This window comes from Providencia sp. Marseille-Q8014, assembly GCF_965112055.1.
Map to the genome: position 1 here is coordinate 2,063,587 of NZ_CBCOPT010000001.1, position 13,949 is coordinate 2,077,535.

Annotated in this window: 14 protein-coding genes; 11 read left to right on the forward strand and 3 right to left on the reverse strand. The window is 40.2% G+C overall.

Going from position 1 to position 13,949, the window contains the following annotated elements:
- The first annotated feature begins 16 nt into the window (after window positions 1–16).
- From ACWPW6_RS09040 to ACWPW6_RS09060, 5 genes are all read left to right on the forward strand, one after another.
- On the forward strand, window positions 17–499 hold the full coding sequence (locus tag ACWPW6_RS09040; protein WP_154623814.1) for a GAF domain-containing protein: 483 nt from the start codon (window positions 17–19) through the stop codon (window positions 497–499).
- Between the two features lie 111 nt (window positions 500–610).
- Window positions 611–1,303 (forward strand): RNA chaperone ProQ, encoded by a 693-nt coding sequence (proQ, locus tag ACWPW6_RS09045; protein ID WP_154623815.1) that lies wholly within the window; start codon window positions 611–613, stop codon window positions 1,301–1,303.
- Window positions 1,304–1,322: 19 nt separating this feature from the next.
- On the forward strand, window positions 1,323–3,365 hold the full coding sequence (gene prc, locus ACWPW6_RS09050) for a carboxy terminal-processing peptidase (protein ID WP_250000434.1): 2,043 nt from the start codon (window positions 1,323–1,325) through the stop codon (window positions 3,363–3,365).
- Between the two features lie 178 nt (window positions 3,366–3,543).
- Entirely contained in the window at window positions 3,544–4,425 is an 882-nt protein-coding gene (gene htpX / locus ACWPW6_RS09055) for a protease HtpX (RefSeq protein WP_154623633.1), read from the forward strand.
- Window positions 4,426–4,674: 249 nt separating this feature from the next.
- Complete coding sequence (locus ACWPW6_RS09060; RefSeq protein ID WP_154623634.1) at window positions 4,675–4,956, forward strand: hypothetical protein; 282 nt, start codon at window positions 4,675–4,677, stop codon at window positions 4,954–4,956.
- A gap of 178 nt (window positions 4,957–5,134) precedes the next feature.
- Here ACWPW6_RS09060 and ACWPW6_RS09065 read toward each other — a convergent pair whose 3' ends face one another.
- Window positions 5,135–5,356, reverse strand: a complete 222-nt coding sequence (locus ACWPW6_RS09065; protein WP_154623635.1) for a DUF2594 family protein — start codon at window positions 5,354–5,356, stop codon at window positions 5,135–5,137.
- Between the two features lie 156 nt (window positions 5,357–5,512).
- Here ACWPW6_RS09065 and ACWPW6_RS09070 point away from each other — a divergent pair, with 156 nt between their 5' ends.
- The 4 genes from ACWPW6_RS09070 (at window position 5,513) to ACWPW6_RS09085 (ending at window position 8,577) form a co-directional block, all read left to right on the forward strand.
- The gene (locus tag ACWPW6_RS09070) at window positions 5,513–6,370 is read left to right on the forward strand and encodes an NAD(P)H-hydrate dehydratase (protein ID WP_154623636.1); all 858 of its coding nucleotides are present in this window, start codon (window positions 5,513–5,515) and stop codon (window positions 6,368–6,370) included.
- A 190-nt stretch (window positions 6,371–6,560) separates the two neighbouring features.
- Complete coding sequence (locus ACWPW6_RS09075) at window positions 6,561–7,763, forward strand: sugar transporter (RefSeq protein WP_154623637.1); 1,203 nt, start codon at window positions 6,561–6,563, stop codon at window positions 7,761–7,763.
- Between the two features lie 139 nt (window positions 7,764–7,902).
- Window positions 7,903–8,235 (forward strand): SMR family transporter, encoded by a 333-nt coding sequence (locus ACWPW6_RS09080; RefSeq protein ID WP_154623638.1) that lies wholly within the window; start codon window positions 7,903–7,905, stop codon window positions 8,233–8,235.
- Window positions 8,236–8,271: 36 nt separating this feature from the next.
- Window positions 8,272–8,577: a DUF333 domain-containing protein gene (locus ACWPW6_RS09085; RefSeq protein ID WP_163861509.1), complete on the forward strand. Its 306-nt coding sequence runs from the start codon at window positions 8,272–8,274 to the stop codon at window positions 8,575–8,577.
- A 310-nt stretch (window positions 8,578–8,887) separates the two neighbouring features.
- Here the strand turns inward: ACWPW6_RS09085 and dsbB are convergent, their stop codons facing one another.
- Window positions 8,888–9,409 carry a disulfide bond formation protein DsbB gene (gene dsbB, locus ACWPW6_RS09090; protein ID WP_154623640.1) on the reverse strand — a complete coding sequence of 174 codons (522 nt, stop codon included), beginning with the start codon at window positions 9,407–9,409 and terminating at the stop codon, window positions 8,888–8,890.
- 232 nt (window positions 9,410–9,641) lie between these two features.
- Complete coding sequence (gene nhaB, locus ACWPW6_RS09095) at window positions 9,642–11,189, reverse strand: sodium/proton antiporter NhaB (protein ID WP_154623641.1); 1,548 nt, start codon at window positions 11,187–11,189, stop codon at window positions 9,642–9,644.
- A 222-nt stretch (window positions 11,190–11,411) separates the two neighbouring features.
- On the opposite strand from nhaB, the gene fadR reads away from it, so the two are divergent.
- Together fadR and ACWPW6_RS09105 are read left to right on the forward strand one after the other, a co-directional pair.
- A complete protein-coding gene (gene fadR, locus ACWPW6_RS09100; protein WP_154621783.1) occupies window positions 11,412–12,128 on the forward strand; it encodes a fatty acid metabolism transcriptional regulator FadR in 717 nt (238 codons plus the stop codon).
- A 512-nt stretch (window positions 12,129–12,640) separates the two neighbouring features.
- On the forward strand, window positions 12,641–13,942 hold the full coding sequence (locus tag ACWPW6_RS09105; protein WP_244316419.1) for a D-amino acid dehydrogenase: 1,302 nt from the start codon (window positions 12,641–12,643) through the stop codon (window positions 13,940–13,942).
- Window positions 13,943–13,949 lie beyond the last annotated feature (7 nt).

Here is a 13,949-nt window from a genome sequence, read left to right on the forward strand (position 1 = left end):
ATTACAAGAAAATTTTATGGATAAAAACAAGTATTATCACGAACTTTCAGATAATTTGTCTGCTCTTTTAGCAGGAGAATATGATCTAATTGCTAGTTTAGCGAATACATGTGCACTGTTGTATGAGCGATTAGAGGGGATTAATTGGGTTGGTTTTTACCTCAAAAATGGGCAAGAATTAGTTCTAGGTCCTTTTCAAGGAAAAATAGCTTGTGTCAGAATACCGTTTGGCAAAGGTGTTTGTGGTACGGCATATAGCCAAAATAAAATACAGCGTGTCGATGATGTGCATTCTTTTCCAGGTCATATTGCCTGTGATGCAGCAAGTAACGCTGAAATTGTGCTTCCTTTGGAAGTTAATGGTCAAGTTTTAGGCGTGTTGGATATTGATAGTCCGAATTTCAACCAATTTGACCAAGATGATGAAAATGGTTTAAAACACCTTGTAAGTCAGTTGTGCCAACATCTGGCAATGTGTTCAATGCCTAATTATCACTAAATATTCGTGTGTTAACTTAATAGGAACGTGGCAATTGTCTGCAACGCTATTATAATGTCGGCTTGTTCATGCCCGTGCTGGTTGGCAAAATCGTTGTTATCAGGAAATTTCATGGAAAATCAACCTAAGTTGAATAGTAGTAAAGAAGTTATCGCATTTTTAGCTGAGCGTTTTCCACGCTGTTTTATCGCTGAAGGCGAAGCACGTCCGTTAAAAGTCGGAATTTTTCAGGATATCGTAGGTCGTTTAACTGAAGAAGATGGTATTAGTAAAACGCAATTGCGTTCAGCATTGCGTATGTATACCTCTAGCTGGCGTTATCTCTACGGTGTTAAAGAAGGCGCTAAACGCGTTGACTTAGATGGTAATGATTGTGGTGAATTAGAGGCGGAGCATATTACTCATGCACGTCAACAATTGACTGAGGCAAAAGCTCGAGTTCAAGCGCAACGTGCAGAGCAAAAAGCGCAAAAACGACCCGCTGCCAAAAAATCAGGTGATAAAAACACCCGTAAGCCGGTAACTGCAAAAGAAAATGCACCGCGCCATCGTCAGTCAGAAAATAAAGAACGCCCACAAAACTCCTCGACTAAACCTCAGCGCCGTAGCGGTGCAGCATCTCCAGAACAAAAACTGAAATCAGTGACTGATATTAACGCACTTCAAGTCGGTCAGACTTTGAAAGTGAAAGTTGGTACTAGTCTGATGGAAGCGTCTGTGCTGGAAATTGCAAAAGACGGTGTCAGAGTTCAGTTGCCAACAGGAATGGCAATGATTGTGCGCGCGGAACATTTAAAGTTCTGATACGGAGGTCAATCAGGGCATGAACAAACTTTTAAAAATTGCATTAGTTGTTAGTGTTGCCACTTTTGGTAGTGCAATTGCTAATCCTCAAGCAGTGACTCCGGTCACTGCTGCTCAGTTACCTGTTTTAAAACAGGACACTCAGCATGGCACCGTCAGTGAAAGGGTAACGTCTCGATTTACTCGTTCACATTATCGCCAGTTTGATTTGGATGAAGCATTCTCCGGTAAAATATATGATCGTTATCTGAATATGTTGGATTACGGTCATAATGTTCTGCTTCAGTCTGATATTGATGAGTATGCAAAAGACAAAGCGAAAGTCGGTGAATGGCTTGAAGATGGAAAACTGGATAAGTTCTATGACCTGTACAACCTTTCGCAAAAAAGACGTTTTGAACGTTTTGAATATGCGCTAGCGCGTCTTGATCAGCCAATGAATTTTGATGCCACAGACTCAATTGAAGTCGACCGTAGCAAGATGCCTTGGCCAAAAGACAAACAAGAATTAGATAAACTTTGGGATCAAAAAGTTAGGTATGACTGGCTGAACCTGAAGCTATCGGGCAAAGACGATAAAGAGATCAAAGAAAAACTGACTAAACGCTATAATTTTGCGCTAAGACGTTTAACACAAGGGCAAAGTGAGGATGTTTTTCAGTTGATCGTGAATGCATTTGCTCGAGAAATCGATCCTCATACCAGTTACCTTTCTCCTCGTAATACTGAGCAATTTAACTCTGAAATGAGTTTGTCGCTTGAAGGTATTGGGGCTGTATTACAGCAAGACGATGAGAATACAGTGATTAATTCTTTAGTTGCCGGTGGCCCAGCCGCGAAAAGCAAAGAGTTAAAAGTCGGCGATAAGATTATTGGTGTCGGTCAGACGGGTAAACCCATGGTGGATGTTGTTGGCTGGCGTCTTGATGATGTGGTGGCTTTGATTAAAGGGCCGAAAGGCAGCAAAGTTCGCTTAGAAGTGTTATCCGACACGAAAGGGGCTAAACCGCATATCGTGACTATTGTTCGCGAACAAATCCGCTTGGAAGATAGAGCGGTTAAGCTAACAATTAAAAATGTGGGTAAAGAGAAAGTTGCCGTTTTAGATATTCCTGGCTTCTATGTTGGTTTGACCAATGATGTGAAGACTCAACTGCAAAAAATGGCCAAGGATAATGTGTCTGCACTGATTATTGATTTGCGTGGTAATGGTGGCGGCGCATTAACCGAAGCCGTAGCGTTATCCGGTTTATTTATTCCTAAAGGGCCTATTGTTCAGGTTCGTGATAATAATGGTCAGGTTCGTCAAGATATCGATGATGATGATGTCATTTATTACAAAGGGCCGTTGGTCGTGCTCGTCGACCGTTTTAGTGCTTCAGCATCAGAAATTTTTGCGGCGGCAATGCAAGATTATGGACGTGCTTTGATTGTCGGTGAACCGACTTTTGGTAAAGGTACAGTACAACAACACCGTAGTTTAAGCCGTGTTTATGATCAAATGCTAAAACCTGAATGGCCAGCACTGGGTTCTGTCCAATATACTATCCAGAAATTCTACCGTGTGAATGGTGGGAGTACGCAACGTAAAGGGGTAACACCTGATATTGTTATGCCAACAGGGCAAGATCCTGCTGAAACAGGTGAGAGCTTTGAAGACAATGCGCTACCATGGGATAGTATTCCGCCTGCTAATTACAGCAAGGTAGGGGATATTACTGAGGATGTGTCTGAACTCAAAACGAAACACTTAGCGCGTATTAGCAAAGATACGGAGTTCAAGTATATCGATGAAGACATTGCGCATTATAAAGCGAATAAAGAGAGTAAAAATCTTATCTCGCTGAATTATGCCCAGCGTTTGAAGGAAGATAATGAGCTTGAAGCCACTAAACTGAAACGTATAAATGAACGTTATGCAAAAGAGGGTAAACCATTGTTGAAGTCTATAGATGATTTACCTAAAGATTACGAAGGGCCAGACCCATATTTAGACGAAACAGTTAAAATTGCGATTGATCTTGCTCATCCTGAGACCAGTCTATTAACCAATAAAAAATAAATTGGTTATACAATAGATTATAGTCAGGGCCAGCAAAAGCTGGCCTTTTTTATGATGTGTGTAAAGTTATGTTAATTTTTGGTTTTTTCTTGTTAAGCCACTTGAAAAAGTATGAAAAAACCTTATTTATACAGTAAATTCTTCGTGATATTTATTTTTACCAAGGAAACAAAAAAATATGATGCGAATAGCCTTATTCTTACTCACAAACTTAGCAGTTATGTTTGTGTTTGGGATAATCTTAACCTTGACGGGTGTTAAAGGAAGCAGTGTTCAAGGTCTGATGATCATGGCGGGCCTGTTTGGTTTCGGTGGTGCGTTTATTTCGTTATTAATGTCAAAATGGATGGCGCTTAAGTCCGTTGGTGGCGAAGTTATTGAATCACCACGTAATGAAACTGAACAATGGTTGATGAATACGGTGAGCCGTCAGGCACAGCAAGTCGGTATTCAAATGCCACAAGTTGCTATTTATCATGCTCCTGATATTAATGCATTTGCAACAGGTGCTCGCCGTGACGCATCGCTGGTAGCGGTAAGCACTGGGTTGTTAGAAAATATGAGCCGTGATGAAGCAGAGGCTGTTATTGCGCATGAGATCAGCCATATTGCTAATGGTGACATGGTCACAATGACGTTGTTACAAGGTGTTGTAAACACGTTTGTTATCTTTATTTCACGTATTATTGCTCAGTTTGTTTCTGGTTTTATGTCGAGCAACGATGAAGAAAGTGAAAGCAGTAATGGTAACCCAATGGTTTACTTTGCTGTCTCGATGGTATTAGAAATCGTATTCGGTATTTTAGCGAGTATTATCACCATGTGGTTCTCGCGCTATCGTGAATTCCATGCGGATGCAGGCTCTGCAAAACTCGTTGGTAAAGAAAAAATGATTGCAGCATTACAGCGTTTGAAAACGAGCTATGAGCCACAAGAAGAAGGGCGTTTAATGGCATTCTGTATTAATGGCCGTGGTAAAGCATTCAATGAACTGTTCTTGTCGCACCCTCCATTGGATAAACGTATTGAAGCACTACGTTCAGGTGAATACTTAAAATAGTCGAAGAGTCGCAATGATATAATTGATGCTCTAAATTAGACAGAAGCCCGCGTTGAATTAATCACCGCGGGCTTTTTATTTGAAAATAAAAAATTAGTTACAGGCATTAATTTAATATAAATCAAAATAGTGTATTCTCTAAGTGAAATAGCGTAGTTTTTCTTAGGCTGTAAATCGATGAATAGTCTATGATGGATACGGGTAATAGGCCAATAGGCTTTAATAGTGAATGAGTTATAAGGATAGAAAATGGATATACTTGTGAAAACGCTGGTATTTGGTAATGAATTTGCGACAGTTGAAAACCCAGCTCGTTTAGTGCCATTTAAATTTGAAATCTATCAATCTCCAAATGGTTTTTATCATCGTATGTATAAAGAAGTTGGTATGTCTGGTGCCAATTTAGGGCAAAATTTTAAAGTATGGGCCTTTGAAGAACAAAGGGCACAGGATAATAAAACTGCCGACATGACATTAGAGAGCTATATTCAGCATTGCCAAGATATTTATGATGGGAAAGTAAAAGCCTAATTTTAAGCAAAAAAAAGCCCCCTTCATAGGGATCTGAAGGGGGAGCTAAATGAATAAAGAATGGTTTAATTCGAGATCAAAGATAAGCGATTTCAATAAATGATATTTAGTTATTTGTGCAGTTTTAAGTGTAATTGAAAAATTAACGCCCTTAAATAGCACTAATCGTTAAAATAATCTATTGGCGATACCCTGCTTTTATTTGATCTAATGTATTTCGATAAATTTCAGCTTGTTTTTCATCTTCCATTGATGCAATTTCACGCTCCATTTTAATTAAAATTTTACCTGCATCTGCTTGACCAATTGCTTTTAACATATGAGCCAGCAGATTTTTAATACAAGTCACTTCTGCCGCGAGTTCATTAACATCAGGCTGAGTAGGAAAATGTGTTTTCATCAAAAAGCGTCCTTTTAAGAAAGATAAATTTGCTAATATTCTATCATAGAAAGTTTATCCAATGTGCCATCAATGAATGGCTTAATATGAATTATTCAAATTAAGAAGAGATAATTTACGTCATCGCGCTGTACGAAAATTTAAGGAGTGCCAATTATGTTAACGATAGAAGAAAAACAGTGGCTAGCAGAACAGTTTCCAATATTCGTACAACCAAGACCAGAACAAAGTCATAAAGGCACTTTTGGAACGCTAAATATTATAGGTGGCTGTGTTGGTATGACGGGAGCTTGTGTATTGGCAGGGGTCGCTGCGCTTAAAAGCGGTTGTGGTAAAGTCATCATTGGGTTGAATCAGCAGCCACAGGCATTACACTTAGTGGAACAGGCTCCTGAGTTAATGTTACGCCAAGCGAGTCATGTTATGGATGGTGAAACCCCAACGGCTTGGGTCATAGGGTGTGGCTTAGGGACTGCTCACGAGGCGAAAATGTTGCTAGACGGTTCTTTACGTCTTATAGCGCAAAATCAGCGCGTTTTAATCGATGCTGACGGTCTCAATCTATTGGCACAACGCCCTGAAGCTGTAAAACTCTCGTCAGAAACAGTCATCACACCACACCCTAAAGAAGCGTCTAAACTACTACAAACAACGGTCGCACAAATCCAATTAGATAGGCATTTTTCTGCGCAACAGCTCAGTCAACGATTCGGTTGTTGGGTGGTGTTGAAAGGACACCATACGATCATTGCAGCTCCGGATAATCAAACATGGTGTAATGAAACGGGGAACAGTGGTTTAGCGACAGCAGGTAGCGGCGATGTATTATCAGGAATTATTGGTAGCTTACTGGCACAAAAGCTGCCAATAGAACAAGCCGTACGGGCAGGCGTTTGGTTACATGGTAAAGCCGCAGATGTATTGGTACAAAAAGGTATCGGTCCTATTGGCCTAACCGCTCACGAAATTATTGATGAGGCTAGAACGATAAGAAATAGAGCCATTATTTATTGATGGTTTGATATTGAGCGGCTTTAACTGCGGTGAAAAAATGTGATACAATTCACACAAAATCGATTGCTTCTTATTATGTCAGCGAAGCAATATCAAATTTCAGCTAACTCATGACTTCTGGTTTTTAACCAATCACTTTGTGATTGGGGGATGAGTATTTGCTGATACCAACAAAGGCGTAAGCAAGACAATGACACAGGTTTCTAGAAAAACAGCTTGGATCCGAGTTGTGGCACTAGCAGTCGCCGCATTTGTTTTCAATACTACAGAATTTGTTCCCGTCGCATTATTGAGTGACATTGCTGCAAGTTTTGATATGACAGTTGCGCATACAGGGCTAATGATCACTATTTATGCTTGGGTAGTCGCAATAATGTCATTACCCTTGATGCTACTAACCAGTAAGATAGAACGTCGCAAGTTATTAGCATTACTGTTTATTGTGTTTGTGCTTAGCCATATTCTTTCCGGTTTTGCTTGGAATTTCGATGTATTAATCATTGCTCGGGTTGGTATCGCTCTATCACATGCGGTGTTTTGGTCAATTACCGCGTCTTTGGCAATCCGTGTCGCACCAGCAGGTAAAAAAGCGCAAGCATTAGGCTTACTCGCAACTGGTACGGCATTAGCGACAGTTTTAGGACTGCCAATTGGCCGTGTGATTGGACAATTATTAGGTTGGCGAGTCACTTTCTTATGTATCGGTGCTATCGCATTGTTGACGATGATTGCGCTAATTCGCTTCTTACCTAGGTTACCAAGCGAACATTCAGGCTCATTAAAAAGTTTACCTGTGATTTTTAAACGTCCTGCATTAGTGGGGTTATTTGCATTAACCGTTATCGTTGTGACGGCACACTTTGCCGCTTACAGCTATATTGAGCCATTTGTTCGTGAAATAGCACAACAAAGTCAGAATTTTGCAACGTTATTGCTTCTTATTTTTGGTGCAGCAGGCATTGTCGGCAGTGTGATATTTAGTCGTTACAGTCATAAATATACATTATCCTTTTTACCAATTGCGATAGCGGTATTAACAATTAGCTTATTATTATTGATGCCAGTGAGTGGCCACGTTAGCTGGCTGGTTCTATTAAGCCTATTCTGGGGAATTGCAATCATGTGTGTAGGCCTAGGTATGCAGGTCAAAGTGATTGATTTAGCGCCTGATGCAACAGATTTAGCGATGGCAATTTACTCTGGGATCTTTAACATTGGCATCGGTGGTGGCGCCTTATTAGGCAATCAAATTATTGTTCATATGGGAATGACGAATATTGGTTATGTAGGGGCCATATTTGGATTGATTTCATTAGTGTGGTGCATTTTTATTTTTAGGCGTTATAAAGGCTCATTTAACGAACAGCTGCAAGCATCCACTGCGTTACACTAAATTTCCGACGAAAAAGTGAAAAAGCCATAATAGAATTATTTCTATTGTGGCTTTTTTTATGTGAGGGTGCGTTACAGGGATCGCGAACTATGCTAAATTCGCTACTATTTTAATAAGTTCAAAGAGTAAGGATGAGCGGATGAAAGGGCTAGGTTTTTTATTGATGTCTATTATCGCAGAGGTGATAGCAACAACGACATTAAAAGCATCCGATGGTTTTAGTCGTTTTTGGCCGTCCTTGATTGTGGTGATTGGCTATGCCGTTTCTTTTTGGGGGCTATCACAGGTTGTTAAGTTAATACCTTTAGGGATCGCATATGCCATTTGGTCGGGTTTAGGTATCGTATTGGTGTCTATCGCGGCGATATTTATTTATCAGCAGAAGCTCGATTTACCAGCAATTATTGGTATGCTATTAATTATCGTTGGTGTGTTGGTCATTAATCTGTTTTCTAAAAGCAGTGTTCACTGATTCAGGGAGCAGAAATCATCATAAGCGGAGTATAGAATGAATAGAAAAATCAGTAACCTGCTTAATTCTACTTTTGTTAAAGGTTTACTAGGTAGCACAATACTTATTTTAGCGGGGTGTTCTAGCTCAGATTCGATGAATACAGTGCAAGTCGATCGCTCGGCATCCCAATATGCACAACAAGTGGTTAATTTAGGACCTAAAGCCCAAGAGGCCTGTGTTTCAGCGGGTGGACTACCTTCACTTAACTTAGAACTGGATGGTGCTCAGACGGCAGTGTGTCAATTTGCCAATGGGAAGCGTTGTGCTGCCGATGTCATATTGACGGGTAGCTGTATTTAATAGAATTATTCAGTAGAACCCATCATTAACAGGTGGGTTTATGGTTTGTATTGCAGTTTCAATAAATATTGGCTTCTTTTTATGTTGCATAACCCGCCTGATATCAAACCCAGTATTCAACAGATTTCCATCATACTTTTGGGTTTTAAACTGGGGCCGATGTTTATTCAAACGTTGGCGATACAGATAAAAAAGTGAAGAAGCGATTCAAAAACGTAGCTTGTCAGGAGATAAAATGACTCCCGATAGTGTTTATCGGGAGCCTTAACCGTAAAATAATCAATATCCTTAATTGATGACGGTTTCGATATTATGCTTTTTTGTGTGAAGGGAAAAATTGGCTGATTGTGACGATAATAGCAACTAGCAGGTAAGCGCCATAAACACCAATTAGCCATTGTGGCATATCTAGCCCTAAGAAATCCCACTGTTTAACAGCACAGTCACCAGTTGCTTCGAAAATAGCTGGCGCCCATTCATTCAATGGTAACCATTCAGGGAAATTGACAAAAAAGTCACATGATGCGAACGGGGATGGATAGAGTTGTAGCATAGTGTGTTCCCATGCAAGCTCTAAGCCACGCCATGCCGCGTAAATCCAAATAATGATAGCGACCCAACGTAAAATCACATTACGTGGCGCAATAGCCCCGACTAAGCCCGCAATCATAATCCCAAACAATGCAACGCGCTCATAGATACACATAACACAGGGTTGTAGCTTCATAATGTGTTGAAAATAGAGCGCTGCGCATTCCAACATAAACGCAATAAAGGCCATTAACAGCCAAGCGCCTCGTCCTTGCGAGCAGTAGTTAAAGAATCTGAACATACTTTACTTCCCTAAATTAATGATGCGCACATTTTGCCCCTATCGACACAACAAAAAAAGATGTTAGAGACTATTTATGTGATTTTAGATAAGGATTTACCTAATATTACAAATCAAACCACTCTAGCAGGTATTTCAGAGCAATGGTGACGGGATATCAATGAGAAGAATGATAAAGGCCACCCATAATGTGTCATATGCGTGGCCTTTATGCGTTTCGGTGATGACGAAACTAAGGTAGGCTAATCCAGCCTAAGCTTTCTAGCCAATGTGTCATTGGTATCAGCCAAAACTCGACGCCTAATAAACCAACGACTGTCATTACAATGGTGTAAGGTAAAGCCATCCATACCATGCGCCCATAGGAAAGACGGATCAGTGGCGATAGTGCCGAAGTGAGTAGAAACAGAAAAGCTGCTTGCCCATTCGGTGTCGCAACAGAAGGGAGGTTAGTACCTGTATTGATAGCGACGGCCAATAACTCGTATTGATGATGGGAGATTAAGCCTTCATTGGCAGCTTTTAATGCTTCCGTAATGTATACCGTACCGACGAACACGTTATCTGAAACAGCAGAAAGTAAACCATTGAACAGATAAAACAGTGATAGTTGCGATGATTCAGATGACTGTAAAACAAACTGAATAAAGGGGGTAAACAGTTGTTGGTCAATGATGACAGCAACAATAGAGAAAAAGACTGTCAGTAAGGCAGTAAAGGGTAATGCTTCCTCAAAGGCTTTACCTAACGCGTGCTCTTCTGTAATACCACAAAATGCAGTTGCCAAAACGATGACAGATAAGCCTATAAGCCCGACCTCCGCGAGGTGGAAAGCAAGGGCGACGATCAGCCAAATACCAATCAAACCTTGGACTATGAGCTGCGCTTTTTCTTTTTGGGTGCGTTTAGCACTATTCTTTTTGTCATTATTAGTCAGCACTTGGCGAACCGGCTCCGGTAACTCAGCACCATAGCCAAATAATTTAAATTTTTCGACTAAAAAGCAAACCATGAGTCCACAGGCAAAGACTGGTAGGGTAACCGGTGCCATTCGTAAGAAGAAGGTCACGAAATCCCAATCTGCATGTTTAGCGATGATAAGGTTTTGTGGCTCCCCAACCATCGTCATCACGCCACCTAAAGCAGTACCGATACCGGCATGCATCATTAGGCTGCGTAAGAAAGCCCTAAATTGTTCAAGGGTTTGCTTTTTCTCTGCGGTATCAATGAAGCTATCGTTTTGTATATCAGTATGACTATGCTGACTAGATGCATATTGATGATAAATAGAGTAAAAGCCAACCGAAACACTAATGACAACCGCAATCACCGTCAGCGCATCTAAAAAAGCAGATAAGAATGCGCTAGCTAAGCAAAAGGCCAAGGACAATGTGCGTTTAGAGCGCACATTCAGTAACAGTTTGGTGAAGACAAACAGCAATAGCTGCTTCATAAAATAGATACCAGCGACCATAAAGATCAGCAGCAGTATGACTTCCAAATTGTTACTGATCTCATGAGAGATCTGTTTAGGCGTTGTCATGCCAATAAGGACCGCTTCGATAGCCAGAAGGCCCCCAGGCTGTAGCGGATAACATTTGAGTGCCATTGCCAAGGTGAAGATAAACTCGATGACGAGTAGCCACCCAGCGATGAACGGGTTAACGAAATAAAATACCAGTGGATTGATAACCAGAAATATTATTATTGCGAGCTTATACCAATCAGGTGAGTTCCCTAGAAAATTTTTCAAAAAAGCTCTTTTTAAACTAAAATCCATTATGTGCAGTTTTCCTCTTACTGGGTGTATTGTACAGTAAATTCACATACTACTCTTATCTTTCACATAAATTAAGTCTAATCAGTAATAGATAATATATTAATTATATGAGGGTCTTATGATTGGTTTCATTGTTTATGTGTGGTCTAACTATCTCAATTTACGACAATCTGGTATGATTTCTACAATAATCCGTCTGAAAATGTTTGGAATAATAAAAATATGGTCATAAAAGCTCAAAGTCCTGCAGGTTTTGCGGAAGAGTATATTATTGAAAGTATCTGGAATAATCGCTTTCCACCAGGGTCGATTTTGCCTGCAGAACGTGAACTATCGGAGCTGATTGGTGTGACTCGTACAACGCTCCGAGAAGTGTTACAGCGTTTAGCTCGTGATGGTTGGTTGACTATTCAGCATGGTAAGCCAACAAAAGTAAACAATTACTGGGAGACATCGGGTCTAAATATTTTAGAAACCTTGGCTCGACTCGATCATGACCGTGTGCCGCAGCTTATCGATAATTTATTGGCGGTAAGAACGAATATTGCGGCTATTTTTATCCGCACTGCATTTCGTCAAAATCCTGAAAAGTCTCTGGAAGTCTTGTCTGAACGTGAAAAAGTCGAAGACAACTCAGATGCCTTTAGCGCCTTGGACTACAATATTTTCCGAGGATTGGCGTTTGCGTCTGGAAACCCTATTTATGGTTTAATTATCAATGGGTTGAAAGGGCTTTATACCCGCGTTGGGCGTTATTATTTCTCGAATCCAGAAGCGAGACGTCTTGCGCTTAATTTTTATCAGCAGCTAGCCAATTTATGCCGCGAGCAAGCGTATGAACGTATCATGGAATGTGTTAGGAATTATGGTAAAGAGAGTGGGATGATTTGGCACAGTATGCAAGGCAATATGCCTAATGATCTCGCCAATAGCCGATAATTTTAACGGAGCGCACCTCAATTGCCTTCTTTAATCTAACATCTGTTTGTCATCACTAAGGCCAGTTTGGTTTATTTAACCTACTGGCTTTTTTATTTTGTGTCCTAAGTCACTAAATTTTCGTCAATTCTAAAAACTGCGCAATAACAAAGGTGTTATTCACACTAAGTAATATGATTAGAGTAATAATCTGTCATGCTGTGGTAAATTAAAATATATTAAAAGTTGTCCTTCCAAAATAAAATCCCAATAAGACAGTGTAAAACTCTAAATTAAACCACGATCGAGCAACTGTCCAGACCGCAAATAATACATATTTTATTGTTTTTATTGGTTATATTTAATTTTGTAAAATTTTGCCAATAGAATTTAAAACCAAAGTGTAAAGTATTTGTAATGAAATTTGAATTAATTATCTGAATTGTTAAAAATGTTAATCAACCATATTGGGAAATAAATTATAGAATATTATTCTAACTAAAAATATTTCATGCTACATGGCAGGGGGAATAATGAAAGTTTTAGTATTAGGTGCAGGTGTCATCGGTGTTACGACAGCTTGGTATTTAGCACGAGAAGGGCATGAAGTGACTGTGCTAGATAGACAAATGGATGTTGCCGAAGAAACGAGTGCAGGTAATGCAGGGCAAATTTCCCCTGGTTATGCCACTCCATGGGGAGCGCCCGGTATTCCCCTTAAAGCAGTGAAATGGATGTTTGAAAAACACGCCCCTCTCGCAATTCGGCCAGATGGAACATTGTTTCAATTACGTTGGATGTGGCAAATGTTAAAAAATTGCGATATTCAGCATTATGCAATGAATAAAAGCCGTATGGTCAGAATTGCTGAGTATAGCCGTGACTGCATTCGTCAATTACGTGCTGATACAGGCATTACTTATGAAGGACGTGAAGGCGGTACATTGCAGCTATTTAGGACTGAAAAACAGTTTGATAATGCAGCAAATGATATTGCTGTTTTACAGCAAGAAGGGGTGCCATACGAGTTATTAACGGCAAATGAGTTAGTGAAAGCCGAACCAGCCCTAGACTATGTGAAACATAAATTGACAGGTGGATTGCGTTTACCGAACGATGAAACGGGTGACTGTCAGCAATTTACCAAAAAACTCGCCAAAATGGCTCAAGATTTAGGCGTGAAATTTCGATTTGGTTGTCACATTGAACAAATTCTGACTGAGGGAAATAAAGTCAGTGGTATACGTTGTGAAGGCGAAATATTGCAGGCCGATCGTTATATCGTGGCAATGGGCTCGTATTCAACATCGTTATTACATAATTTAGTAAAAATCCCAGTTTATCCTTTGAAAGGCTACTCTTTGACTATGCCTATCATTGACATTCAACGTGCACCAACATCAACGGTATTGGATGAAACATACAAAATAGCCGTGACACGCTTTGATGATCGTATCCGTGTCGGTGGTATGGCTGAGGTTGTTGGATTCAATTTGAATGTATTAAAAAAACGCTGTGAAACCTTAAAGATGGTGGTGCAAGATCTTTATCAGGGCGGTGGGGATATTTCTCAAGCCACATTTTGGACTGGATTAAGACCAATGACACCAGATGGTACGCCGATTGTTGGTCCTACGGCTTATAGCAATTTATATTTAAATACTGGGCACGGGACATTAGGCTGGACGATGGCATGTGGCTCAGGCAAGCTATTGGCTGATTTGATTTCTGGCAATAAACCCGATATTGCATCGGACGATTTATCCGTATTCAGATATATAGATGGATTTAATACCAAATTAATTCCAAACGGTGATTTATCGCCTGCGCGTTGAGCAATTG